We start from the raw sequence: 25,894 nt of genomic DNA on the forward strand, positions 1-25,894 counted from the left end.
GCGCGTGGTTCAGCGCAGAGCCAGCCTGGTCTGGGTCTGGATCGCCCCGGAGTCCGTCTTCAGCCGGTGAAGCAGCTCATCCAGGGCCTTCATGGAGGGCACGCTGACGCGCAGGAGGTAGTCATAGGGACCTGTCACGTGTACGGCGTCCTGCACGGCAGGGTCCGTGCGGGACCATTCCAGGAAGGAACGTGACTCTGTCTCCGGTTTGAGCCGCACATCGATAAACGCCTGCAGCCCGGGGCCCGCCGCTGGGGTCTCCGAGCCGAGGACCGCCCGATACCCCAGGATGACGCCGCTGGTTTCCAGGCGGCGGATGCGCGCTGCGGCGGCGTTGGTGCTTAGGCCGATCCGGCGCCCCAGCTCGGCGTAGCTGATCCGCGCATCGTTGCGCAGAATGCCGAGAATTGCGCTGTCTAAAGCGTCCATGCCGTGATTCTAACCAGCAAACGGCGTAAATCTCAGTCTGCGCCGCCGTCGGGCCGCACAGTGCTGGAATGGACGTACTTACCTCATTGGGCGCCGGGATCCTCGCCGGGCTCGGCGTCGCCGCACCGCTGGGCGCCATCGGGATCCTGCTGCTGCGCGAAGGGCTGACGGCGGGATTCCGGGCGGGGGCACCAGCCGCGTTCGCCGTCGCCGTTGTTGATGCTGCCTACTGCGCGCTGGCCGTCCTGGCTGGCGCCGCTGCCGGACCGCTGCTTGCCGCCTGGGGCGCACTGCCTGCCTTGGCCGGTGGGACGGCGCTGCTGCTTCTGGGTTTGACGGGAGTCTGGCGGACCTGGCGGGCCGCTGCCCGCCCGGTGCCCGGCGGCACCGCTGCACCGCCGTCGTCCAACCGCCGGCGCTTTCTGCTCTTTCTGACCTTGACCGCGGTCAATCCGATGACGCTGCTCTACTTTGCCGCGCTGGCGGCCGGCCTGCGGGATCTTCTTGCCCTGCCTGCCGGGCCGGCGGCATTCACGGCCGGGGTGGCCCTGGGTTCAGCGGGCTGGCAACTGGGACTTGTCTTCGCAGGAGCGTTCCTGCGGGGTCGGATGACCGCCTCGGTCCAGCGCGCCGTCTCCCTGGCAGGACACGCGGCGGTCGCGGTCCTGGGTGCGGCGGCCCTCTCACCTCGGTCACATTCGCTTAATCCACACAGTGATTCCGCTACTGGCGGCAGTCTGCCGGGAGTCTCTCCAGCTTGGACCTGATGTGACCGATTTAACAAAGTAGACTGATGCAGTTGCCTGCGCCGTGTGCGGCGGCACATGAATGTCTTCAAAGGAGAACAGTGGCAAAGAATCCCATCCGGGTGGCAATCGTTGGTGTTGGAAACTGCGCTGCATCGCTGGTGCAGGGCGTCCGTTACTACCGCGATGCTGATCCGACAACAACCGTCCCCGGCCTGATGCACGTCCAGTTCGGCGACTACCACGTCAACGACGTGCACTTCGCGGCCGCTTTCGACGTCGACGCGAAGAAGGTCGGACTGGACCTGGCAGACGCCATCGGTGCCAGCGAAAACAACACGATCAAGATCTGCGACGTTCCGGAGACGGGCGTCAAGGTCCAGCGCGGCCACACCCTCGACGGCCTGGGCAAGTACTACCGGGAAACCATCACCGAGTCCGATGAGGATCCGGTGGATGTTGTGGCGGAACTGAAGGCTGCCGACGTCGACGTGATGGTCTGCTACCTGCCCGTCGGTTCCGAGGAAGCGGCGAAGTTCTACGCCCAGTGCGCCATCGATGCCGGTGTGGCGTTCGTGAACGCACTGCCCGTCTTCATCGCCGGGACCAAGGAATGGGCGGATAAGTTCACCGCCGCCGGCGTGCCGATCGTCGGTGATGACATCAAGAGCCAGATCGGCGCCACCATCACCCACCGCGTTATGGCCAAGCTCTTCGAGGACCGCGGCGTCACCCTGGACCGCACCTACCAGCTCAACGTCGGCGGCAACATGGACTTCAAGAACATGCTGGAGCGTGAGCGGCTGGAGTCCAAGAAGATCTCCAAGACCCAGGCCGTTACGTCCAACGTGGCAGCCGAGCTGTCCGCCAATGACGTGCACATCGGCCCGTCCGACTTCGTGGCCTGGCTCGATGACCGCAAGTGGGCCTTTGTCCGCCTGGAAGGCCGCAACTTCGGTGATGCTCCCGTTTCCCTGGAGTACAAGCTGGAAGTCTGGGACTCCCCCAACTCTGCCGGTGTCATCATCGACGCCGTCCGCGCGGCGAAGATTGCCCTGGACCGCGGTGTGGGCGGTCCGATCCTCTCGGCGTCGAGCTACTTCATGAAGTCCCCGCCGGAGCAGTACAACGACGATGTTGCCCGCGAAAAGGTGGAGCAGTTCATCCGCGGTGAGGTGGAGCGCTAGGCTCCGCTCCGCCTGAACGGCAAGGGCCGCCCTCCCACCGGAAGGGCGGCCTTTGCCGTTCGCTGTTCCGGGAATTCCCCGGCTGTACGCCGTGCGGGGCTAGAAGAGGCCGGAGGGTGTCCCGTCCGGCGCCACACCCATACGCAGTGCCGCCGGCGACTTCGGCAGGCCGGGCATGGTCATCACCGCCCCGGTCAGCGCCACGATGAACCCCGCACCGGTTTTGGGCACCAGGTCCCGGACGTGCACCTTGAAGCCTTCCGGCGCGCCCAGCTTCGAGGCGTCGTCCGAGAAGGAGTACTGGGTTTTGGCCATGCAGACCGGGAAATTCTCCCAGCCGTTGGCTTTGATCTCCTCCAGGCGGCGCAGTGCGGGGACGGAAAACTCGACGTCGTCCGCGCCGTAGATTTCCCGGACCACCGTGCGGATCTTCTCCTCAACGCTCATCTGCAGCGGATAGAGCGGAGCGAAACTGGACGGCTTTTCCAAGGCTCCCAAAACCTTGGCAGCAAGTTCGTCGCCGCCCGGCCCGCCGCCTCCGCCGGCCCAGACATCTGTGACGGCCGCTTCGGCTCCTGCCTCCGAGCACCACTGCAGCAGCCAGTCGAGTTCCTCCGCGGTGTCTGAGGTGAACCGGTTGATCGCCACCACGGGATTCAGTCCGAACTTGGCTATGTTGCGCAGGTGCCGGCGCAGGTTCGCTGTCCCGGCTGCCAAGCCTGCCGGGTTGGATTCATCAAGCCGGTCCCGCGGTACGCCTCCGTGCAGCTTCAGTGCCCGGATGGTGGCCACTACAACAACGGCGTCGGGTGACACCTCCGCTACCCGCGAGGTGATGTCCATGTACTTCTCCGCGCCGAGATCGGCTCCGAAGCCGGCTTCGGTCACCACGACGTCGGCAAGATCCCGTGCCAGCGACGTGGCGATCACCGAGTTGCAGCCATGCGCAATGTTCGCGAACGGTCCGCCGTGCACCAGCGCCGGGGTCCCGGCAATGGTTTGCACCAGGTTAGGTTTCAGCGCGTCCTTCAGCAGCAGCGTCAGGGCGCCCTGCACCCCCAGATCCGCGACGGTGACTGGCCGGCGGTCATAGGTGTAGCCGATCGTGATCCGGGCGAGCCGGGCGGTGAGGTCCTCAATTCCGGTGGCAAGGCAGAAAACGGCCATCACCTCGGACGCCACGGTGATGTCGAACCCGTCCTCGCGCGGCGTTCCCTGGCCGGGCCCGCCGAGCCCGATCACCACGTTGCGCAGCGCGCGGTCATTCATGTCCAGGACGCGGCGGAACGTGATCCGGCGCGGATCGATGCCAAGCTCGTTGCCCTGGAAAATGTGGTTGTCCACCAGAGCGGCCAGTGCGTTGTTGGCGCTGGTGATGGCGTGGAAGTCGCCGGTGAAGTGAAGGTTGATTTCCTCCATCGGAATGACCTGGGAATATCCTCCGCCCGTGGCGCCGCCCTTCATCCCCAGAACCGGACCCAGCGACGGTTCACGCAGTGCGATGACGGTCCTGCGGCCGGCCCGCGCCAGTGCGTCGCCCAGACCGACCGTTACGGTGGATTTCCCTTCCCCGGCCGGGGTCGGGCTCATGGCGGTGACCAGGACAACTTTGCCTTTTTCCGCCCGGGCCGGAACCCGGTGCGGGTCTACCTTGGCCTTGTACCGGCCGTAGAGTTCAAGCGCCTCATCGGGAATACCGGCGGCGGCGGCGATGGAGGTGATGGGCTGCATGGTTGCGGCGCGGGAGATGTCGAGGTCGTTGGCCATAGGTCAACGCTCGCACCAGCCCTGTTATGCGTCAATCCACGCGGTGGCGCGTCGGAGCGTCAGTTCCGCACGGCGTGCGCGGAGGACTGTTCGGCAGCCCGCCGGTAACCCTGGGTGGTGAGCATCGCCGTGCGCTGCCAGCCGAAGGACCGGGCGTGCACGGCGGCGCTCCGGCCCAGTTCGGCACGCCAGGACGCATGGTCATAAAGCGTTTCGAGTTCCGCCGCCCAGCGCGCCGGATCATGCCCCTGGACCAGGATTCCGGTCCGGCCGGAGCTGACGGCCTTGGGCAGGCCACCAACATCAGCCGCGATGACCGGTGTGCCGCAGGCCTGGGCCTCGAGCGCCACCAGCCCAAACGATTCACTGTAGGACGGCACAGCAACGACGTCGGCAGAACGGAACCAGCCCGCAAGTCCACCCGCCGCAACCGGCGGATGCAGCACCACCGTCCCCTCCAGCCCCAGGGAAGCGACGGCGGCCTCCAGGTCCAGGACCTCTGATCCGCTCGGGGCACCGAGGATGCTGATCCGCAGCGGGATGTCCGGGCGCGCAGCCCGAAGCCTGGCAGCCGCTTCAACCAGCACCTGCGGCCCCTTCATCCGCTGGATGCGTCCGGCGAACACCACATGAAACTCATCCCGGCGGATACCGTGCAGCGGTTTGGCCAGCGCGCGCCCCGCCGGGGAGAACACCTCGAGATCAACTCCGGGTGCCACCACGTCGATGGTGGATTCATCAGCCCCGTACCAGGTGGCCAGCTCTGATGCTTCGGTAGTGGTGTTGGCGATCAGGCGTGCCGCGGAGTCCACGATGTCCTGCTCCCCCTGGATGCGGACCTGCGGTTCGGCACGCTCACCAGGCTGCAGCTGGACGTTCTTCACCCGGGCCATGGTGTGCATGGTGTGGACCAGCGGGACGTCCCATTGGCGCGCCAGCGCCAGGCCGGCAATTCCGGAAACCCAGTAGTGGGAATGGAGGACGTCGTAGCGTCCGTGCCCGTTCAGGCCGCGTGCTGCGGCGCTGATGCCTTCCACCAGCTCGTCAGCCAGCCCTGGCAGCGATTCCTTGGGCAGGCGGCGCCGGGGTCCGGCGGTGATATGCCGAACCGTTGCTCCGGGAGCTATCTCCACGGCCGGCGGCTGCTCGGGGGCCGATGCGCGGGTGAAAATGTCCACCTGCACGCCCATTCTCGCCATCTGAACTGCCACGGAACGGACGTAGACGTTCATTCCGCCCGCGTCTCCGGAACCAGGCTGTTCGAGTGGAGAGGTATGCAGCGAGAGCATGGCCACCCGGTTAACCTGGGGCACAGCACTCCCTTCGTCGCTGGCCTGTGTTCCCTACCTATCGACCATACAACGCGAAGGGGTCCCGCTTTGTTTCCTAACCCGGCGGCCGCTATCGGATGACAGCGGCCGCCGCGGCGGAACCGTCAGCCTCTGTCACTGCCTGCTGCGGCTGTTGACGTAGTGGGTGAGGAGGTTGAACTGGCGCTCTTCCTGTTCCCGAAGCGAGTTGTGGCTGGCGCCCAGATGCACAGCCAGGCGGCGCCGGAGGGCACGCACCAGCCTCCGCACCGGCGCGGCCGGCCACACAACGCCTGCGCGCTTTCCGGCTGCAGTCCGGACTTCCTCCTTTCCAGAAGGAGGCGCCGGCGCATTGTGGATCTGTTTCCCGGCATTTAAACCCAAAAAGGGCAGGTTGTGATAAGGCATGGCAATACTCCGAAGAATGGCGCGCTAAAGGCGCGGAAAAGTTCAAAGATAATAAAGAGAGGTCAACGGCCCGTTTTATAACCCAGGTATTGGCGGAAAGCTCCGCGTGCTAATTTGTGCCCGCATTACGCGGACAGGCAGCGGAGCCGAATGCCAATCAGGGACGGCCAGGCAGATGACCCGGCGGCCGGTCAGGGAAGCCGAGGGCCAGTCAGGGCCTTCGAACCGAAACCGTGCGGAAACCCGGAACCCAGGGGGTGAGCTGCTGGAAAGCCGCTGAACCGCAGACCGGTACCCAGCGGGACGCTGGCAGTCTACGCGGCAGTCCGGCGGCGCATGGCCGCTGCGGGAACCAGTCCGGAACCAACCAGCCCGAAACCACCGGGCCGCCTGCCTGTGGCAGGCAGCTGGCTGCGAAACTGCACTCCAACCGGCAGGCCGGACATGGCAGCAGGGAGCTGGGACCGCCGGGATGTGCCCGTAAAATTCTTATCCATTCTCCACCTCCATTGTTTGTCCGGGGCCTCTTCTGAGCTTCGGGACACCGTTTGCCCGGAATGCTGAGAGGCCGCTGCACTGGTTGTTGCATGCCTTGTTGCGTACTTCTGCAGACTCATGCCTGGCATGTACTTCTACAGGTACTTGCTGCGGGTATTACTGCGGCCGGAACCGGCCGCTGAAAAAAATATAGCCGACTTATGCGGGGCTGCCAAGCCCAAAACAAACTTTCTTTAAAAAGTCTTTCTACATATTCCATTTCAGCAGAGCCGGAGTGTGTTTATCCCAGCCAAGAACGCACACGGCAGCAGTCCCCAGCACCAGGTGCCGGCCCTGATCGGGAGCCAGTCCCAGCCAGCGGGCGGCAAGAATGCGCAGGAAGTGTCCATGGGCCACCAACAGGGCCCGCTGCAGCGGAACGGCATCCGGGTCCTGGTCCATCGGCGTTCCGCAGCCGGCCTGCACGGTGGAGATGATCCGGTCGGCGCGGGCTGCCACGGAGTCCAGTGATTCGCCGCCCGGAACGCCGTCGTTCCAGATGATGTAGCCCGGATTCTCTGCCCGCACTTCCGTGCTCTTCCGGCCTTCGTTCTGTCCGTAGTCCCATTCGTGGGCGTGGGGCAGGATCTCCGCGTCAGGGTAACCCAGGAGTTCGGCAGTGCGCCGGGCCCGGACCAGCGGGGAGGTGAAGACCCGGTCGAAGCTGAAGCCGCTGATCTTCTCAGCCGCGGCCGAAGCCTGTGCTTCCCCTTCCGCGGTGAGGGGGATATCCGTCAGACCGGTGTAGTTTCCGTCCCGGGACCATTCCGTCTCCCCATGCCGGACCAGCCAGAGGATGGGCAGCGGAGTTCCGGCGGGTGTCAGGTCCGGAACCGCCGGTCCAAGGTTCTGCACTGTCATGAGTTTTCCTCCGTTTTGTTAAGCTCGGCTTCCCCGGTCTCCTGCCGGCTTTCCGGTTGTTCCTGCCACCAGGCGCGCAGTTTCGCCTCCGCTTCCCCGGGGCTCGCGGGACCGTTTTCCATCCGTTCCTCCAGCAGGTAGCGGTAGGCGCGGCCCACCACGGGTCCCGGCCGGATGCCAAGCAGCTCCATGATCTGGCTGCCGTCCAGGTCCGGCCGGATCGAGGCCAGTTCCTCCTGCTCGGCCAGCTTCGCGATCCGCTCTTCCAGGTCGTCGTACGCGAAGGCCAGCCGTTCGGCCTTGCGCCGGTTCCGGGTGGTGACGTCGGAGCGGGTCAGGCGGTGCAGACGCTCCAGCAGCGGGCCGGCGTCCGTGACGTACCGGCGGACCGCGGAGTCGCTCCAGCCCGCGTCGCCGTAGCCGTAGAAACGCATGTGCAGTTCCACCAGCCGGGACACGGCCTTGATCGTGTCATTATCAAAACGCAGTGCCTTCATCCGTTTTGCCGTGAGCTTGGCGCCAACGACGTCGTGGTGCAGGAAGCTGACCGACCCGGCGGGTTCGAAGCGGCGGGTGGCAGGCTTTCCGACGTCGTGCATCAGTGCGGCGAAGCGCAGAATGAAGTCGGGTCCCGGCACCGGCCCGTCAGGCCCGGTTTCCTGTTCGCAGGCCTGCCGCAGCACGGTCAGTGAATGCTGGTACACGTCCTTGTGCCGGTGGTGCTCGTCCATTTCCAGTTTCAGGGCCGCGACCTCGGGCAGCACATAGCCGGCCAGTCCGCTCTCCACCAGCAGGTCCATGCCCGCGGCCGGTGACCTGCCGTTGATCAGCTTCACCAGTTCGTCACGGACGCGCTCCGCCGAAATGATCTCAATCCGCCCGGCCATATCCTTCATAGCGTCGAAAACCTCCGGCGCCACGGTGACATCGAGCTGGGAGGCAAACCGTGCCGCCCGCATCATGCGCAGCGGGTCATCGGAGAAGGACGACGACGGCGCACCGGGCGTGCGGACCACACCGGCATGCAGGTCACGGACCCCGCCGAAGGGGTCCACCAGCTCGAGCTGCGGCAGGCGCAGTGCCATCGAGTTCATGGTGAAATCCCGGCGGTACAGGTCGTCTTCGAGTTTCTCGCCGAAGGCGACCACCGGCTTGCGCGATTCCGGATCGTAGGCTTCGGCACGGTAGGTGGTGATTTCTATCTGGAAGCCGTCCTTGCGCATTCCGATCGTGCCAAACTCCCGGCCTATCTCCCAGTACGCGTCACACCAGCCGCGGACTACGGAAAGGATGTCGTCCGGGCGGGCGTCCGTGGTGAAATCCAGGTCCGGGGAAACCCGGCCCAGGAACAGGTCCCGCACCGGTCCGCCGACCAGGGAGAGTTCAAACCCTGCTGCCTGGAACATCTCTCCCAGCTGCGGGATTACGCCAGGAAGCGGGGGATGCGGGACAGAGCCGTCAAAAAGGTGCGCCATAGTGCTTTAAGCGTGCCAGATAAACCGGGCGGAGCGGACAACAGAGCCTGCCTGTGACCCGGACACGCCGGGGTTGCCGCGGCCCGGCGGGGGTGGGCTGGGAACAGTCATCATCGCTGGGGAAAGGTAGTTACAGTGGGGGTATGGCCCATCCTGTCCCGAGTGCGCCCAAGCGGACCCCATTGACTGCGTCAATGGGCTCCTCCGGCGCGCATCCGGCGCATGCGGCCCTGCCCACCGTGGAAGAGGTCTCCGCCGGTGGAATTGTGGTGGATACCAGTGATGCCCAGCTGCCGGTGGCCATCATTGCCCGCCTCAACCGCGGCGGACGGCTGGAGTGGTGCCTACCCAAGGGCCATCCGGAGAACGATGAGGACAATCAGCAGGCGGCCATCCGTGAGATCGCCGAGGAGACCGGCATCAGCGGCCGCATCCTGAGTCCGCTGGGCAGTATCGATTACTGGTTCACCGTCAGCGGCCACCGGGTGCATAAAACCGTGCACCACTATCTGCTGGTTGCCGTCGGCGGAGAGCTCACGATCGAAAATGATCCTGACCACGAGGCGGTCGACGTCGCCTGGGTACCGCTTTCGGTCCTGAGCCGGCGCCTGTCCTTCCCCAATGAACGGCGTATTGCGGACCTTGCCCGCGAGATCCTGCCCAAACACCTGTGACCGGCTGCGGTTGCCGGCGGGCCTCCCCACCCCCTGGTTTTGCGTGATTCTCCCGCGAAGGTGAGAGCATAAGGACATCATGGCCGCACAGAAAACCGCTCCCAGCACTGCCCGCTCCAGCGCCGTTATGGCAGCGGGAACCATGGTTTCCCGCGTACTCGGATTGGTCCGGACCGCTTTGCTGGCCGTGGCCATTGGCAATACCGGGCTGGTCACGGACATCTTCAGCTCCGCGAACGTCCTCCCCAACTTCATCTACCTGCTGGTGGCGGGCGGCGTTTTCAACGCCGTGTTGGTCCCGCAGATCATCAAGGCCAGCAAACGCGAGGACCGCGGGGCGGATTACGTTTCACGGATCCTGACCCTGAGTCTGGTCTTCCTCGCCGTCATCGCGGCCCTGGCCACCATCGCCGCGCCGCTGATCCTGCCCCTGGTGACAGCGCTCAACCCGGACCAGCTTCCGCTGGCCACGGTTTTTGCCTACTGGCTCTTCCCCCAGATTTTCTTCTACGGCGCCTACGCCGTGATTGGCCAGATCCTGAACGCGAACGGGCGGTTCGGTGCGTATATGTGGGCGCCGGTGGTCAACAACCTGGTGGCCATCGCGGGCCTGATCGTCTTCATCACCTTCGTGGGCCGGCAGGAGACCGAGCAGTTCTCGCCGGAAACCTGGACCTCCACGGCAACCCTGATCCTTGCCGGCAGCACCACCCTCGGAATCGTGCTGCAGGCCGTGGTCCTGCTGTTCCCTTTGAAGAAGCTGGAACTCGGACTGCGCCCGTCCTTCGGGCTGCGCGGGGTCGGTCTGGGACAGACCGGCAAGGTGGCCAAATGGACCGTCCTCACCATGCTCGTCGGCAACGGCGCGTACCTTGTGTACACCAAGGTTGCGACCATCGCCTCCGCCGCGCGGCCGGAGTACCAGGCCATGACCCCGCCCCAGGAGATCGCCGGTCACCTCAACCTGGAAACCGCCGCGATGCTTTACATCATCCCGCACTCGGTCATCACACTCTCGCTCGCGACCGTCCTCTTTAACCGCATGTCCCACGCGTACGTGGAGAAAGACCTGGACGGGGTCCGGGAGACCATTTCCCGCGGGCTGCGGGCCATTGGGGTGGCAACTGTGTTCTGCGCGGCTGTCCTGGTGGTGCTGGCCGGTCCCATCAGCATGTGGTTCAGCGGCGGATCCAACGCCTCGGCCGTGATTCAGGCGCAGGTGCTGGTCCTGCTGGCGGCCAGTGCCCCGTTCCTCAGTGCAACCTTCCTCATGAACCGTGCCTTTTACGCCAATGAAGACGCCAAAACGCCGCTGATTATGCAGGTGATCCTCTCCATCCTCGGCGTGTCCCTGGCGATTGCTGCGGCCGCGCTTCCAGCGGACCGGATCGTTTTTGGCCTGGCCGTGGCCTACTCGATCGGCAACATCGCGGCTGTGGTGCTCAGCCACATTTTCCTGAACCGCAAACTTGGCCACTACGGTGCGGGCCGCGTGTTCGATCTGCATGTGCGGTTGACCGTCGCAGCCCTCGGGGCTTCCGTCGTGGGAGCCGCAGCTTTGGCGATGCTGGGCGGCTACACCGCGGACGGGTACGCCTGGAGCTCCCTCGCCAGCGCCGTCGTCGTCCTGGTGGTCTGCGGCACCTTGATGGCCCTGTCCTACGCCGCGATGCTGCGGGGCCTGAAGGTCAAGGAACTGGACGAGTTCCTGACACCCCTCCTCGCCCGCCTCAAGCGCAGGGCCTAAAGACACCAAACTCAGGTTTGACCGCCGCCACAGGTAGCATGGAATAAGGCGGTCAGTACGGGAAAGTCCTTCGTGGCGTGCGCGTACTGTGTTAACCGCACCGGCAGCCTTTACGCCCGCCGGTGGCAACATCTCGCAGAAGTTACAGCCGTTTCCACGGGAGGAACACGTGCCACAACCGGTAAACGTTGGTTCAGTGCTGGGCGGCCGATACAAGGTCACCGCTCAGGTTCTGGCCTCGGCAGAGAATGACCTCGTCCTCGATGGCATGGACCAGGTACTGAACCGTGCCGTAAGCATCCTCGTTGCCGCACCGCAGAACGCCAGCCAGGTGAGTGCCAGTGCGCGGGAAATCGCCATTGGGGAACGGCATTCCACCGTCCAGATCCTGGACCTCGGCGTCAGCGACGGCTGCACCTACCTCGTCACCTCCACCGGCAACGCTGCGGACCTTCTGGACCTCGTCATTGAACGTGATGCCCCCTACGTGGAGCCGTTTTTCACCGACACGCTCGGCTCCGAGATCTTTGGCATGCCCCGCTCGCGTGAACCCGAGACGGTCGAAGAAGACCGCTATGTGGAGGAAGCACCGGACCGGGACCGCAAACCGCTGCTTTCCGGCCTCTCCAAGCCCCACCTCCCCCGGTTCGGCCGCGGGGCTGGTGCCGCCGACACAGCCGCAGCCTCCGGCACAGCCGGTGCGGCTGGTGCCGCAGGCGCCGCAGGGGCTGCCGCTGCCGCCAACGCCGAACGCGACCTTGAGTTCGGCGGGTCCCAGGAAGCCCCGGCCGAAGCAGCCACCGGCGCCGGAGCCGTTCCTCCTCCGCCCCGCCAGAGCCCGCGCACAGCCGCCTACTCTGCGGTCCCGCCGGAGACGGCTCCCGTTGCCACCCCCAAGGTGAGCCGCTGGGAAGCTGAAGATGACTTCCCCGCGGAAGGCTACGCTCCCGCCGGCGGAACTGACCGCCCCGCCTCCAGCTTCCCCCGCACAGCCGTGGGCGCCGGTTATGACTCCGGTGCTTATGACGACTACGAGCCGGAGGACGAGGAAGAGCCCCGCCCGTCCGGTGACCGCAGGTACGGCCGCGTGCTGGTCGGAGGTTTCCTCAGCCTGGTACTGATCGTGGCCGTGGTTCTCGCCTTTACGAACCTGGACAAGGTCGGGAATATGTTCGCTTCCGAGGAAGTCACGGCCTCCCCCGAAGCCTCCGCCCCGGCGCCGGAAGAGGGCCCCGCCGAAGAAACCGGTGTCTCTCTGCCTGCCCCGGTGACCGCCGGTGTCTCACGGCTGGTTCCCGGCAACCAGTCCCTGGACTCGGTGAATGACGGCGCGCTCCCGCAGATCATCGACGGCAATACGGCCAGCTACTGGTCCAGCTATGTGTACGCTTCGGAGACCTTCGGCGGACTGGCCCCCAGCCTGGCCCTGGTGGTCGAACTCGAAGAGGAATCAGCCGTCAGCAAGATCGACATCACGCAGCTGAACGGCAGCGGCGGCAGCTTCTCGGTCATGCTCAATGACCAGCCGTCCCTGGAAGGTGCCACCACCGTCGCCCAGAGCGGCTTCACCGGACCAACCACCAGCATCACGGTGCCCAAGGCGGACGGGGAACCGGCGTCGGCCAGCTATGTGATCATCAACTTCACCCAGCTGCCCCGCCTGAGCGGTGTACAGGCCGAATACCCCTGGGGACTGCGCATCGCAGAAATCGCAGTGTCCTGAGTTAAGCCATTTGAGCCGCCGGGAACCGGCCCGGCGGCCCGGCATGTGACGCAGCTGCCATTCGGAATAAGCTGTTCCCTGTCAGTGTTGTGCCGGGTGGTTAGAGTCCCCGAGCGTTTCCATCACCGGATCACGCCCGTTCTCCAAAGAAAGAGGTTCACAGCACGTGAGCAACGAAAATCTCTCCGACGCCACAGCTTCCGCACCCGAAATCCGGGACGTCATCATCGTTGGCTCCGGCCCCTCCGGCTACACCGCCGCCGTCTACACCGCGCGTGCCAACCTGAAGCCGCTGCTGATCGCCAGCTCCGTCACCGCCGGCGGTGAGCTAATGAACACCACTGACGTGGAGAACTTCCCGGGCTTCCCCGAGGGGATTATGGGCCCGGACCTCATGGCGAACCTCGAGAAGCAGGCTGCCCGCTTCGGCACGGAGATCCTCTTCGAGGATGTCACCGACGTGGACCTTGCCGGCGACATCAAGAAGGTCACCATCGGCACCGGGGAAACCTTCCTGGCCCGCGCCGTGATCATCTCCACCGGCTCCGCCTACCGTGAACTGGGCCTGGAGGATGAGAAGCGGCTTTCCGGCCGCGGTGTCAGCTGGTGCGCCACCTGCGACGGTTTCTTCTTCAAGGGTCAGAACATTGCCGTCATCGGCGGCGGAGACTCCGCCCTGGAAGAGGCACTGTTCCTCACCAAGTTCGCCGATTCGGTCACCGTGGTACACCGCCGCAGCACCCTGCGTGCCTCGAAGATCATGCAGGACCGTGCGCTGGCGAATGAGAAGATCCGCTTCGTCTGGGACTCTGAGGTTGTGGGAATCCACGGTGCGGAGAAGGCCACCGGGCTGCGGCTACGCAACACCGTCGACGGCTCTGAGTCGGATCTCGAGGTCACCGGCATCTTCGTGGCGATCGGCAACGATCCGCGCGTTGATCTGGTCCGCGGCCAGCTGGAACTGACCGAAGCCGGCACCATCGCCGTCCAGGGACGCACCTCCAAGACGTCCCTCCCCGGCGTTTTCGCCGCCGGCGACGTCATCGACCCGACCTACCGCCAGGCCATCACAGCGGCGGGATCAGGCTGTGCGGCAGCGCTCGACGTCGAGCACTACCTGGCAGACCTGGGTTCCGCTGCCACTGCGGCCACCGTTCCCACCCCGGCGTCGGAAACTGTTTCCGAAAACGCCGCCGTCTAGAGATCCACAAGGAGTAAAAACCATGAGCAATGCCAAAGACGTATCGGATTCCACGTTCAGCACCGATGTGCTGGCCGCAGACAAGCCGGTCATTGTGGATTTCTGGGCCGAATGGTGCGGTCCGTGCCGGATGCTTTCCCCGATCCTGGACGACATCGCCGCCGAGTACGCGGAGAAGGTTGACGTGGTCAAGGTCAACGTTGACGACAACCCTGCTATCGCCGCCAAGTACGGCATCACCTCCATTCCTGCTGTTTACGTTTTCAAGGGCGGTGAGGTTGCTGCCACGTCTATCGGGGCGAAGCCGAAGCAGGTCCTCGAGCAGGAATTCGCGGCCTTCCTGAAGTAGGTTTTATGACCATGCACTCGGCAGATGAAAGTCTGCGGAGACTGGACTCCAGCCGGCGCGTAGTAACGCTTCGCGAAGCATTGCTGCGCGCCGGCATTTCCATGTCCTATCTCGCCCCGGACGCCGTTAATAATCCCGCCGTCTTCGACGATCACGTCGATGCCGCCGTTCGAGCCTTCCAGCAGAGCCGGGGGCTGATTGTCGACGGCGTCGCCGGACCCGATACCCAGCGCGCCCTGGCAGAGGCCCAGTTCCGTTTCGGCGACCGTACGCTTGCCTATACCGAGGACCAGCGCACTGTGCGCGGGGATGACGTTGCGGAGCTGCAGCGCCACCTGTCCCACCTGGGTTTCTATTACGGGCACATCGACGGCGAGTTCGGGGTCCGCACGCGTTATGCCGTTGCCGAACTGCAGCAGAATCTGGGAATTCCCGGAACCGGCGTGTGTGACATGGAGACCATGACGGCCATGCTGCGCGTGAACCGCGCCCTGTCCCCAAGCCAGGCCTTCGCGCTGCGCGACTACGAGCGGCTGGACCGTTCCACGGCAGCCCTGCGCGGCCGGACCATCACCTTGAACATTGGCCGTTCCGAAACCCCTTCGGCTCACGTCACGGAACGCCTGACCGGCCAGCCCCTCACCGAGCTGCTCGTTGCCTCCGACGTCAGCGCCCGGGTGGAACGCATACTCCACGAATTCGGTGCCGAGGTGGTCCCCTACGATTCCGAAGCCAGCGGCCACGATCCCGTGGACCGGCTGCCGAGCCTGAACGTCAACATTCACTGTGACTGGCTGGACCAGCCGGCCGCCTCCGGCGTCGCCGCCTACTACTGGGGCCTTCCCTCCTCCGGCGAGCCCCGCTCCCCCATCGGACAGCGCGCGGCCATCCTGATGATCAAGGAACTGGCGGCCCGGACGGACATGAACAACCTCGGAACCCATGCCCGCACCTGGGACACGTTGAAGCTGCCCGGTATCCCGTCGGTGGGAATCGATTTGGGCTATCTCAGCAACTTCCACGACGCTCACCGGCTTGCGGATCCGGTGTTCCGGCAGACCGTCGCCGATTCCATTGTCATCGCCATCCAGCGCCTGTACCTGCTGGAAGAAGAAGACCAGCCAACCGGCACTCTGGCCCTCGACGACGTCAGCCGTTTCAATCCGGCAGAGGAACAGCGCCGGGTGTCCGGGCTTTAGGCTGTTTAGCCCCATTGAGGCCGCAGCCTTAGTTATCAGATGGTTTGTCCTGCATCGGCGAGCAGTGTGCTGCCTGTCATGATGGTGGACAGGTCGCTTGCGCAGAAGAGGACGACGCGGGCGATATCGTCCGGGGTGCCCATTCGGCCAATGAGGCTGTTGGTCATTACCGCCATAGCTGCGCCTGAGTCTTCGCGCGGCGTGTGGGCTGCTGCTGCGGCCATATTGCCCTCGGTGGGAACGAAGGTTGGGGCGACGCCAAGGACGCGGATTCCGAGGGGCGCGAATTCGAGGGCCATCTGCTTCGTCATTCCGCGGACAGCGTGTTTAGATCCAACGTAGGCGGAGAGCCCGGGAGCCGTCCCGGTGAATCCCGCAGTGGAGACGATGTTGATGATCACCCCGCCACGGTCGTCACCGGCCATGTGCCGTGCTGCTTCACGGGACCCGTTGAAGACTCCTCGGGCATTCACTGCGAAGACCTGCTCCCAAGTCTCATCCGGTGTTTCCAGGACCGGAAGGCTGGGGAAAATTCCGGCGTTATTCACCCAGATATCGATGTAATCAAACTCTTCGGAAGCTGTTTTAGCAGCGGCGCCGACCGATTGTGAGTCGGTAACGTCCATGGCTGCCCCGAGTGAGCGCACTGGGAAGCGGGCAGCGATATCGGCGGCAGCTGTCCTGGCCCTATCAGCGTTGACGTCGCCAATGAGGATGTTGGCACCCGCCTCTGCAAGCCGGAGCGCGATCGCTTTACCGAGCCCTTGCGCCCCACCGGTGACTACGGCGTTCCGTCCGGCCAACGAAATAAGTTGTGCGAGTGGTGTCGAGGACGCGTCCGCGAAGGCAGTTGTCATGAGCGAACCTCTGCGTCCAGTTTGTTGTGCCGGGCGACTCTGCCGAGCCAGGCGAGGCTTGGCTTGGGGGTGCGGGCGAAAGTAGCCCGGTCGACGGTGATCAGGCCAAAGGTGGGCTCCCAATGTCCCCACTCGAAGTTGTCCAGGAGTGACCAGTGGAGGTAGCCCCTCACATCGATTCCCTCAGCCATGGTTTCTTGAAGGCCGACGAGCGCTTCGGTGGTGTAGCGGATTCGTTGTCCGTCATCGGCGGTCGCGATCCCGTTCTCCGTAACGAGGACAGGAACTCCTTCGGTGATGTCCCAGGCGTGGCGGACAGCCATACTGAGTGCGTCTGGGCGGTATGCCGTGCCGACGAGGGTGTTGTCCGGGTGGGGCGGATGCGGGACGAGGCCGTTGGCGTCAACTTCCTGGCTGGAGTAGGCCTGGACGCCAACGAAATCATCACCGCGGCTGCCTTCCCAGTAAACATCCTCTTTGCCGTATCGGATTTCAAGGAGCTTTTCTTCGCCGCCGGGGGCTGGGGTGAGGGCTCCGGAAGCGATGGTCCATCCTACTTTGGCGTTGGTACGTGCCCGCACGATGTCCCGCGCAGCGTGATGGATGGCGGTGAACGTGCGTCCGATTTCGGGATCCGCGTAAGTGAGGAAGTCGCTGTGTGTCTGCTTCTTCTCCCCTTCACCTTCAACGGTGGGGCTTTGCCACTGGCCGCCCTGGGTCTGCTGCATACGCCGCATGGCCGTCATGATGGCCGCCTGCATGTTGGGTTCGTTCATGGTGACCACCCAATCCACCCCCTCCAGGATGTCCGTGGCCGCCATGACGTAGCGCTGGAACTTTTCGGATGCGTCCTCAGCCAGCCAGGCGCCGTCGTTCGCGAACCACTGCGGAGTAGTGAAGTGCTGCAGAGTGACCACGGGTGTCACATTCCGTTCGAAGCAGTACTCGATCATGCGGCGGTAGTGGGCAAGCTCGGCCCGGGAAAAGTGTCCCTGGACCGGTTCGATCCGGGCCCACTCAAGGCTGAACCGGTAGGCCGTCAGGCCTGCGTCGGCCAGGAGGTCAATGTCCTGCCGGTAGCGGTGGTAACTGTCGCAGGCGTCACCGGAGAGTTCCATACCGGGCATGGTCAGCTCGCGGGCCCACCAGTCGCTGTTGACATTGTTGCCTTCTATCTGGTGGCCAGCAGTTGCGGCGCCCCACAGGAAGCCGTCGGGGAAAGTACTCATGTCATCCTCTGTGTTTTGAATGGTTGGTGGCGCAGGCAATTAGCTGGTGGTGCCGGCGTAGGTCGGGTGGTTGCCGGTGGAAGAAATGGATCGTGCGGCCAGATACCTGCCCGGGCCGGCAGTGTATTCAGTCCCGTCGGGGAAGACGACCCGGGCGGTGGTTTCAGCCGGGATGTCGGCGTCGATCCGCAGTTTCTCACCCTCGAGCTGCCAGTGCACCCTGATTGTCCCGTTGGGAGTCTGGTGCGAACCTTGCGCCCAAGTAAGCCCGTGACCGGGGGTCGGCGCGATGACGATGGACCGCCACGCCACCGATCCGGAATCCTGCCTCAGGCCAAGAGTGTATTCATGAAGGAACCGGAGCACAGTGCCCTTGCTGTAATGGTTCAGGGACTCATGGGCGTTACCCTCGTCGTCGATTCCCTCCCAGGATTCCCAGATAGTGGTGGCACCCTTGTCCACCATGTACAGCCAAGACGGCGAGCTGCGCTGCAGGAGCAGCTCGTACGCGACGTCCTCCCGGCCAGCCTCAACTAGAACCGGCAGGAGGTCTCCCGTGGAGAGGAACCCCGTGCCAAGATGCACGTCCTCGGATCGGATCAGCTCGACGAGCCGGTCGGCGGCAGGTCCGCGTGCTTCGTCGGGCAGGAGACCGAATGAGAGCGCCCGGACATAACTGGCCTGACTGTCCATGGCAGTGTTTCCATCCGCGCGAAGATAGGTGCCCTGCCACGCCTGTCTGACAGACTCCGCGATGTCTGCATACCTTGCGGCGTCTTCCGTCCGGCCCAGGACCTGCGCGGTCCGGGAAAGTGTTGCCGCCGAGCGATAGAGATATGCCGTGCCCACCTCTCCCTTGTCTTCCATGAACCAGGCCATCGGATTGTCCTGGACAGGGTCGATCAGGTTACCGTCGGCGTCGCGTTTTTTAGGTTCAGTCCATTCGCCCCAGTGGAAAGTGCCGTCCCAGAGGAATTCCTCGAAGGGTTCCGGCTCGGGAGCGAGCTGTGCGCGGGCGTGGTGGCGGGTGGTGCGGGCCTTCTCGAGGGCCCATCGGACCCATCGGTCCATGGCCTCCCAGTTCTCGGCCAGAACCGCTTTATCTCCGTACGCTTCGTAGAGCGCCCACGGAACTGCGGCAATCGCGTCGCCCCAGCCTGCGGACCCGGTCATCATCGCGAACTGGTCATCCAAGTTGTTCTTGATGCGGCGGCCGTCGGGGGAAAAGTTAGCTATCCGTCCGTCTTCCAGCTGGTCGTCCCGGACGGACCGCAGCCACTTTCGGCTGAAGCCGAGGACATCCCGCAGCCTGGTGGCTGTGGAGATGAACACCTGGTAATCGCCTGTCCAGGCCAACCGTTCGCGCGTAGGGCAGTCGGTAGGCACGTCCACGGCGTTTCCGAGGAAGCTCCACTCGCCTGCGCTGTGCAGGCGGTTAAGATCCTCGTTGCTGCACGAGAACTCACCGGTCCTGCGAAGGTCACTGTGGACTACCTGCATCGACAGCGCTGAGGGGTCCAGAGCGCCACCTTCACGGCTGATACGCACGTACTGGAAACCGTGGACCGTGTGGCGCGGCTCGAACACTGCGGGAACAGGTCCCGCTGTCACTTCATCACGCTGGGAGAAAATCCTTGCCGGCTCTCCCGGCCGGTGGGAATCGAGGTGGGAGGTTGAGAGGTCCCCGTCCGGGCCAAGGTGTTCGCCGTACTCGATCACCGTGCGGGTTCCCTCGCTTCCGAGGTCCTCGAGCCGGATCCATCCGGACGCGTTCTGGCCGAAATCGACCACCCATACACCCGGTCTGATTTCGTGGGTGTGCTCCGGCAGACGGGAGTCGATAACACGCACGGGCGGAGCCGGAGACCAATCGATCGGCGGTGCGTCGACCACTCCAACAAGGGCTTGCACGGGATGGACTTCGGGCAACGAGAAGTCAACCGTTTGCCCATCCATGAGGTCTGCCCGGACAGTGCACGACGGCGCACTGGTCCAGGTGCCGTCCGTACCGATGACCCGGCGGGTTCCGTCCCTAAGTTCGATGTGCAGTTCGGCACGCGCTCCCAGCGTGGTGCCCCAGCCGGCCGGCAGACGGAAGGCGCCCACCTGGCCCCGGTACCAACCGTCGGACAACTCAAGGTCCAAACGATTACGGCCCGGTATGAGTGATGAGGTCACGTCGAAGGCCTGCGCATAGAGCGTGTGGTCGTAGGACGTCGACCCCGGGGACAGTTCTGCGGTGCCCGCCCGTTCTCCGTTGAGTGCTGCCGTGTAGACGCCGAGTGCCGTGGCGTAGAGCCGTGCAGACTCCACGGCACCTGGCAGGTCGAAGGTAGTGCTGAGAAGGTAGGCGGGCCGTCGGCCGTAGCCCGGGTCCTCCGGCTCAACCGGCGAAATCCAGGCGCCCGTCCAGTCCGGCTCCAGCAGCCCGGTTTCAAAACCGGACCAGCCAGACCAGTCGCCCGAGGCCGCAGCCCGAACCCGCCACTGGATTCGCTGGCGGCTGCGGAGCGTCCGCCACGGCCAGGGCACATACAGGCGCATCTCCGTGGTCGCGGCTGGCTGCAGTACCCCGTCGATGGTCGCTTCGAGTTCATAGCCGGCGGGACTATCTTCAGGAGTCTTCCACGACAGTCTGGGTGCGGACCCGGTAACGGGGAATTGGTCTCCACCGCTGTCCACGGCAAGATCGTAGGGCGTTCCGCCCATGGTGGTCCTTCTTCCTTCGGAGAACGTTCTAACGGACTGCTTTGACCTTGAGTGCGATCACTGCGCCGCCCAGCAGGGCCAGGACCGCGCCGGCGAGGTATAGGAGCGTGTAATTCTTCTGCGCTCCGGTGGCGCCGATCGTAATGACCAACGAGGCGATGAGCGGTGCCACGGCGCTCGGGATCTTCTGCGCGAAGGCCACCACTGCCATATAGCGCCCGGTTTCGTTGCGGTTCGGAAGGATGGCGAAAATGATTGCCTGGTCGACTGTTGCGAAGACGGCGATCGCGCTCTGCATGAGCACGGCACCGATGATCAGCTGGGGCAGGGACCACGCAGATGCCTCCACCAGCGCGCCGCCCGCAAAAAGCAACGCTGCGATCATCACGAACAGGCGGCGCCGCTTCAGTTTGTCTGACAGGAATCCACCCAGAAGGGCGCCTGCTGCAGCTGCGACGACTCCGAGCATGCCGATGGTGGCGACCACCCCGGCCACTTCACGCACTGGAAGGTCGAGCCGTTGTGCATAGAAGAACGTGCCGAACGTGGTGTTGAAGTACAGTCCGATGAAGAACACGAACCGACCCAGCCAGTTCCAGGCGAAGTCCGGGTACTTGCGGATGTTGAAGCCGTAGCTGGCAACCACCGATTTTGCTGTTACCCGTGAAGTAAGGGCTATGTCCTTGGAACTGCCCTCAGGCTTAATGATCGGGAGCAAAGCAAGGAGCACGGCTCCGATCAGACCGGGGACGACGAAGACCAGCAGGGTGTTGGAGGAGACCGCGTAAGCCACCCCGATCCCCAGCACGGGTGCGATCTGGGTCATGAGTGAAGTCAACGCTGAAACCCGGCCACGCTGCTGGTCCGGAAGCTTGTCGGCCATCAGGTTTTGGATGGCCGCGCCGGAAATCGACCAGCCAGCCATGCCCAGGACCCAGCCAGCGCCCACGATCAGAAGATCGGGGGCCAGCCCCATCACCACCAGCCCAGCCAGGCCGATACCCGTCCCGAGGAAGATGAACGGGGTGCGTCTGCCCAAGCCCGAGCGCATGCGGTCGCTCCAGATACCCACCATCGGACTGATCAGCAGGTAAATCAGCTGAGCCGTGCCTGTGATGTAACCAAGCACCTCTTCATGGCCGGGGGCCAGTTCACTAATCCGCACAGCGATGCCATACGACAGCGGCACCATCATGGCGATGGATGCCCCAAAGCTGGCAAGCATCAACCAAAGAATGTAACTCCGGCTGACGGGTGACTGAGGTTCTTCGGGGACCGTCAAGACACCATCGGTAGCCTCGCCGGGATTCTGGTTGCCTGGCACCGGCTGGGCTGCCGCAATGCCGCTGCCGACACCAGAAGCCTCTTGTTCGTTCGTAGTCACCTTTGACTCCTTATTCGGATGGCTGCTGGTGTCCGCAGCACCGCTGACGCCAGGCGACAGCCAAGTTGAAAACCAGCTGAATAGTAACCACTGTGGTTACTCTTCGAAAAGAGTAGCCACAGTGGTTACTATTGGCAATAGCTCCAGAGAAGCAACATCAGCTGATTTAAGGGAGAAGATTTCCGTGACCACTGCTGCCGAGCCAGAAACCGGGAAAAATGCCGGCCCGCGGCGGCGCGGTCCCTACGCGACGACTCCTGCCCGGCGGGCTGAGATCGTCAGGGCAGCGTCAGCAAGCTTCGCCGAACATGGCTATGAACGCGCCTCCCTCAGGGATATCGCTTCCCGGGCGAATGTCACCCACGCAGCTTTGCGCCGTCACTTCCCCACCAAGGATGACCTGCTACTCGCCGCACTCGCCCAGCGCGATGCCGATGACTCGGAACTGGCCCGCCGCATCATCGAGTCGAAGGTCCCCAGGGAACAGGTGCTATCCGCCATCCTGCAGGACGAGTTTGCTCATCCTGACCAGCAGCGGCACTGGCTCGCCATCACCATCGCGGCAACAAATCCAAGCCACCCTGCGCATAACTTTTTCATTGCACGCCGTGAGAAGATGCGGGACCACTTCACCAGCACGCGTCTTGCCACTGCGCAGGACAGTGAAGAACTCAGCGCGGACGACAAAGTGACCATGGTTATGGCAATGATGGACGGTCTTCGGATCCAATCTCTCCTGGACCCCGGACGGAAAACACTCCACCTCATGGAGACATTGATGAAGTTCCTCGCCCCTGATGAGGGCAGATAGCGCTATCCCAAAGACTTCCGAGCAATGACGAGACCTCGTGAGAAATTCGCGCGGAAGGTAAACGCCGCAACCAAGCGATCATTGCTCTTGCCCGGCGTCGCTCCGATGTCCTCATCGTCATGCTTCGCGACGAAACCCTCTACTCAGACCCCGCACCAAAGAACCTGCCCTTAGCGACCAAAACCGTAGAGGCACCCCAATCCTTCACCCATGCCCGGGAACTCCGCGAACCGGAAGGGCAATAACACCTACAACTACCCCTATGCCGACGTGACTCAGAATGAGCTGGCATCCCAGACGACACCGTTGGGCGCCAGTAACCCCACCTACGGCCGAGCCGATGCCCCCGGACTGCCTGTTATGCCACCGCGCCGCGGGCCTGAACCGGGCCGAAAAAAGCTCTACGACCAAGGCCCTGCCGCAGGACGAAACGAAGATGCGGGCCAGCATCGCCAAGCTCACCGACCTCGGGAACGTCCTGGTCATCGTGGACCAGGACGCGACCATCGGAGCGCTGCCTGTCGCAATCGCCCGCGCCGCCCGTTCCATTCCGCATACGCTGCGGTCGGTCGAATCGACTATGAAACCCTGGCCGAATTCGCTGTGCGCTGCGCGTTCGACGATGACGTCACCGGACAAATCACAGCCCTCTAACGAGATCCGCGGGCTGTTTACCCACGTCCATCCCGCGTTGGAACAGGCACTGGGCCCGCACCTGGACCACCCTGCTGTCGCGGACCTGCGCACCGGTGCAGCTGGGATCGTGCTGCCGAAACTCGCTGAGTAGCTACTGGCGTTTCGATGGCAGAGGGACGAGATCATTGCCCAAGTCGGTGCCCTTGTGGAGGCCGAGCCGGCGGAGTAGCAAGCAGCTCAGACGTGCCCTGTTCCTCTCGTCCTTTGCCACCCTGCATCACCCGGCCTCGAGGGCGTATTGCGACCCGAAACGTGCCGAGGGTAAACGGCATAACCAAGCGATCATTGCTCTTGCCCGGCTTCGTTCTGATGTGCTGTTCACGATGCTCCGAGGCGGGTCCCTCGGGGAAGACCCTGGTCCCAGGCAGCTGCCCTCAGCGACTTGACGAAAGCCTGTGAGTCTTTATGCGGCTGGTCCGGGACCGGCTGGCAGAGTACGCTCCCCTGAACTAGCCAGGGTGCTTGGATGGAGGGACGCCTGTACCGTCGGTTGATGATTCAAACGACTCCTTCCTGTGCCGCTTACAAGCGTTGACCTGGTCAGTGGGCCCCCTCGGCTTATACGTGGGTCGTTCGAACTAGCGGTCCTGACGTTCGCTGGTTTCGTTTATGGGCCTGTGTCGATGTCCTCGACTGCGTCATTGATTGGTGGTGAGCAAAGTTACTGGTGAAAGGCTGCTGAATCGCAGGCATACAGTGCGTCAGTGCGACGTGAGCGCCGGGGTGCTCGCGTTCGCGGCGCTTGGAATCGCGTTAGCACCTGGTCCACTTCCCTTCGGGGGCAGGGGCCCAATATTCCTGGGCGCTCTGTCGGTGCTGGGCATGATCATGAATGGGCGCAGAGCCACGCGGAACAAAGAGATAATCAGGGTTGTACGAAGAGCCAAGGTACAGGTGACTCTGAGCACCGCGATACTCTTCGTCGGGGCTGTCGTTTGCGCTGTTACGATGGTCGCCATATCCGATTTCTGGGGCCCATTCGGGCTATTCCTTATGCTGGCCGGACTAGTGTTCCAGTTGCTGGTTAAGTGGGAATCGCCCAACAGATCCCCCACCCAGAACAAAGACTAGCGATGGAGAGAGCCGGACGCGATTCATGCCTGCGGACATGTCAAGAATGATGCACACGCAAGCTCGGGAGGACTTCCACAGACCAACCAACCCGTATACGGGTGTAACGTCCGGCCTGCGTCGGCTCATATAGTCCTGAACTATTCCTAAACACCGACAACAGGATTTCTCCCAGGGTTGGGTGCCAGCGATGCTCCGGCACGGTCTGCTGGGCCGAGTTTGACAGGCCGTTTATGACTTCAAGCGTTCCCCACAAACCACAGGGAGAAGCGCTGCCGGCAAGCAGACATGAAGTCCGATAATCCGCTGCACCACAGATTGAAACGGGTTGGGCCACGGTCCACAGGTCTTTAGTTGAAACGGTGACCTGAACAGGCCGTAAAGGGTGAAGGCGGGAGTCGCATCACGCTGCTCCCGCATTCCTTACTGCTCGCCACAACCAACGATGGAAATCCATTCTGCTTGCGTCCCTCTTATTTGAGTTTTCGTCGACGGGGACGCAGGGCGCCAGCTTTTCACCGGTGTCCGCACCAGCGAAGTGCAGGGTACGGGTGCTGGTTTCTCGCCTCGTAGACCGTTGCGCCCTCCCGAAGTGACTGTCCGAAGGCAGGCTATCCACTCCCGCTCGACGCCCCCACTGCCAAGACCTCCCCGGTAGACCCTCTAAACCGCATGGCCATGGACTGCTTCGCAGACTCCGCAGAGAATGCACCCCGTCATTCGCTTCTTCCGCATAACAACACAACCAGAAAGTTCTGCAGTCACACGGGAATGCATGGCAGTGAACACCCTATGGAAAGATGCACTTGGGACGACTACTTTGTCGACAACCCCGCAACGGATCACCCAGGTTGCGAAAGCAAGCCGCAACCTACCTGTCCACGGCCGGCGAAGCATCCATCAGTTGATGATCGGGCAAGGTTTCACGACGTGCAGCGATAGCGATGGGTAAGTACTTGCAGGACAAGCCTTTGGTGCACCTTTGAGAACACGAACACTTGTCCCTGCTGGGGCACTCACCCCGGCGCTTTGCATAAGAGCTTCCATCAGACTTAGAACCGGCGGGCGCATATCACCGTGAAAATCATGAGCCTGCTAGCTCGTTTCACGTGAAACGTCTCCGCGCAGCACCGTGACTCAACACGACAGCTGCAATGGAGAACCGCTGAGACAGACGAGGGAGTCACGTAGTTCCCGATGAGAGACCCTTGACCGCTAGTGCCGCGAGTCCGGCGCCGCTCTATAGAACACCACGTTAGAGGAGCATATCGGGCATATCGGGGTGGAGAGCTCAGATAGGACTCGCCCGCGACAAGCGTTGTTCCCCCAAATAACATGTCTTCTCGGTAGCCATGATGGCGAACGTATCAACAGACGAGGTTCAATAGCCCGCCTTCGTTTCGAGTAGGGAGCTGTCTCGGGAGATGCTGTGGGGCACCTAACGGACGATGTGTTTCACGTGAAACGCGGACCTGAAGGATCGGTCATGTGCATGCCTCCGCATCAGACAGTACCGCGAGCACC

19 protein-coding genes and 1 pseudogene are annotated in these 25,894 nt (G+C 63.5%); 10 read left to right on the top strand and 10 right to left on the bottom strand.

All coding sequences use genetic code 11. The features are described from left to right. Positions 1 to 9: 9 nt before the first annotated feature. Positions 10 to 429 carry an Lrp/AsnC family transcriptional regulator gene (locus H9639_RS05910; protein ID WP_191807192.1) on the bottom strand — a complete coding sequence of 140 codons (420 nt, stop codon included), beginning with the start codon at positions 427 to 429 and terminating at the stop codon, positions 10 to 12. A 68-nt stretch (positions 430 to 497) separates the two neighbouring features. Between H9639_RS05910 and H9639_RS05915 the strand changes: the two genes are divergently transcribed. After that, entirely contained in the window at positions 498 to 1,196 is a 699-nt protein-coding gene (locus H9639_RS05915) for a LysE family transporter (protein ID WP_191807193.1), read from the top strand. Between the two features lie 80 nt (positions 1,197 to 1,276). Continuing rightward, positions 1,277 to 2,362, top strand: coding sequence for an inositol-3-phosphate synthase (locus H9639_RS05920; RefSeq protein WP_191807194.1), 1,086 nt, complete (start codon positions 1,277 to 1,279; stop codon positions 2,360 to 2,362). A gap of 99 nt (positions 2,363 to 2,461) precedes the next feature. Here the strand turns inward: H9639_RS05920 and H9639_RS05925 are convergent, their stop codons facing one another. The 5 genes from H9639_RS05925 to H9639_RS05940 all read right to left on the bottom strand — a co-directional run bounded on the left by H9639_RS05925 (position 2,462) and on the right by H9639_RS05940 (position 8,720). Continuing rightward, complete coding sequence (locus tag H9639_RS05925) at positions 2,462 to 4,129, bottom strand: formate--tetrahydrofolate ligase (RefSeq protein ID WP_191807195.1); 1,668 nt, start codon at positions 4,127 to 4,129, stop codon at positions 2,462 to 2,464. Between the two features lie 59 nt (positions 4,130 to 4,188). Next, positions 4,189 to 5,442 carry a D-inositol-3-phosphate glycosyltransferase gene (gene mshA / locus H9639_RS05930; protein WP_191807196.1) on the bottom strand — a complete coding sequence of 418 codons (1,254 nt, stop codon included), beginning with the start codon at positions 5,440 to 5,442 and terminating at the stop codon, positions 4,189 to 4,191. Between the two features lie 132 nt (positions 5,443 to 5,574). Continuing rightward, on the bottom strand, positions 5,575 to 5,697 hold the full coding sequence (locus tag H9639_RS17025) for a hypothetical protein (protein ID WP_263598537.1): 123 nt from the start codon (positions 5,695 to 5,697) through the stop codon (positions 5,575 to 5,577). Positions 5,698 to 6,591: 894 nt separating this feature from the next. Beyond that, positions 6,592 to 7,245 carry a histidine phosphatase family protein gene (locus tag H9639_RS05935; protein WP_191807197.1) on the bottom strand — a complete coding sequence of 218 codons (654 nt, stop codon included), beginning with the start codon at positions 7,243 to 7,245 and terminating at the stop codon, positions 6,592 to 6,594. Then, positions 7,242 to 8,720 carry a CCA tRNA nucleotidyltransferase gene (locus H9639_RS05940; protein WP_191807198.1) on the bottom strand — a complete coding sequence of 493 codons (1,479 nt, stop codon included), beginning with the start codon at positions 8,718 to 8,720 and terminating at the stop codon, positions 7,242 to 7,244. The genes H9639_RS05935 and H9639_RS05940 overlap by 4 nt, the downstream gene beginning before the upstream one ends. A 194-nt stretch (positions 8,721 to 8,914) precedes the next feature. On the opposite strand from H9639_RS05940, the gene H9639_RS05945 reads away from it, so the two are divergent. The 6 genes from H9639_RS05945 (at position 8,915) to H9639_RS05970 (ending at position 15,613) form a co-directional block, all read left to right on the top strand. Next, positions 8,915 to 9,394, top strand: a complete 480-nt coding sequence (locus H9639_RS05945; protein ID WP_404799734.1) for an NUDIX hydrolase — start codon at positions 8,915 to 8,917, stop codon at positions 9,392 to 9,394. Between the two features lie 79 nt (positions 9,395 to 9,473). Beyond that, positions 9,474 to 11,141, top strand: a complete 1,668-nt coding sequence (murJ, locus tag H9639_RS05950; RefSeq protein WP_191807200.1) for a murein biosynthesis integral membrane protein MurJ — start codon at positions 9,474 to 9,476, stop codon at positions 11,139 to 11,141. A gap of 169 nt (positions 11,142 to 11,310) precedes the next feature. Then, positions 11,311 to 12,864 carry an ABC transporter substrate-binding protein gene (locus tag H9639_RS05955; RefSeq protein WP_191807201.1) on the top strand — a complete coding sequence of 518 codons (1,554 nt, stop codon included), beginning with the start codon at positions 11,311 to 11,313 and terminating at the stop codon, positions 12,862 to 12,864. Between the two features lie 166 nt (positions 12,865 to 13,030). Beyond that, the gene (gene trxB / locus H9639_RS05960; protein WP_318241997.1) at positions 13,031 to 14,065 is read left to right on the top strand and encodes a thioredoxin-disulfide reductase; all 1,035 of its coding nucleotides are present in this window, start codon (positions 13,031 to 13,033) and stop codon (positions 14,063 to 14,065) included. 22 nt (positions 14,066 to 14,087) lie between these two features. Beyond that, a complete protein-coding gene (gene trxA, locus H9639_RS05965) occupies positions 14,088 to 14,414 on the top strand; it encodes a thioredoxin (protein ID WP_191807202.1) in 327 nt (108 codons plus the stop codon). A gap of 5 nt (positions 14,415 to 14,419) precedes the next feature. Further along, on the top strand, positions 14,420 to 15,613 hold the full coding sequence (locus H9639_RS05970) for a peptidoglycan-binding protein (protein ID WP_191807203.1): 1,194 nt from the start codon (positions 14,420 to 14,422) through the stop codon (positions 15,611 to 15,613). Positions 15,614 to 15,648: 35 nt separating this feature from the next. On the opposite strand, the gene H9639_RS05975 is transcribed toward H9639_RS05970, so the two are convergent. Genes H9639_RS05975 through H9639_RS05990 form a run of 4 tightly spaced genes read right to left on the bottom strand, consistent with a single transcriptional unit; the run spans position 15,649 to position 21,792 of the window. Next, the gene (locus tag H9639_RS05975) at positions 15,649 to 16,470 is read right to left on the bottom strand and encodes an SDR family NAD(P)-dependent oxidoreductase (protein WP_191807204.1); all 822 of its coding nucleotides are present in this window, start codon (positions 16,468 to 16,470) and stop codon (positions 15,649 to 15,651) included. Beyond that, positions 16,467 to 17,699, bottom strand: a complete 1,233-nt coding sequence (locus H9639_RS05980) for a glycoside hydrolase family 1 protein (RefSeq protein WP_191807205.1) — start codon at positions 17,697 to 17,699, stop codon at positions 16,467 to 16,469. The genes H9639_RS05975 and H9639_RS05980 overlap by 4 nt, the downstream gene beginning before the upstream one ends. A 39-nt stretch (positions 17,700 to 17,738) precedes the next feature. Beyond that, entirely contained in the window at positions 17,739 to 20,408 is a 2,670-nt protein-coding gene (locus tag H9639_RS05985) for an alpha-L-rhamnosidase (protein WP_191807206.1), read from the bottom strand. A gap of 28 nt (positions 20,409 to 20,436) precedes the next feature. Then, entirely contained in the window at positions 20,437 to 21,792 is a 1,356-nt protein-coding gene (locus H9639_RS05990) for an MFS transporter (RefSeq protein ID WP_318241998.1), read from the bottom strand. 184 nt (positions 21,793 to 21,976) lie between these two features. Between H9639_RS05990 and H9639_RS05995 the strand changes: the two genes are divergently transcribed. Both H9639_RS05995 and H9639_RS16810 read left to right on the top strand, forming a co-directional pair. Continuing rightward, the gene (locus H9639_RS05995) at positions 21,977 to 22,603 is read left to right on the top strand and encodes a TetR/AcrR family transcriptional regulator (protein WP_318241999.1); all 627 of its coding nucleotides are present in this window, start codon (positions 21,977 to 21,979) and stop codon (positions 22,601 to 22,603) included. A gap of 340 nt (positions 22,604 to 22,943) precedes the next feature. After that, positions 22,944 to 23,685, top strand: a pseudogene (locus H9639_RS16810) (hypothetical protein). Positions 23,686 to 25,894: the final 2,209 nt, after the last annotated feature.

This window comes from Arthrobacter gallicola, assembly GCF_014836775.1.
Classification (GTDB): domain Bacteria; phylum Actinomycetota; class Actinomycetes; order Actinomycetales; family Micrococcaceae; genus Arthrobacter_B; species Arthrobacter_B gallicola.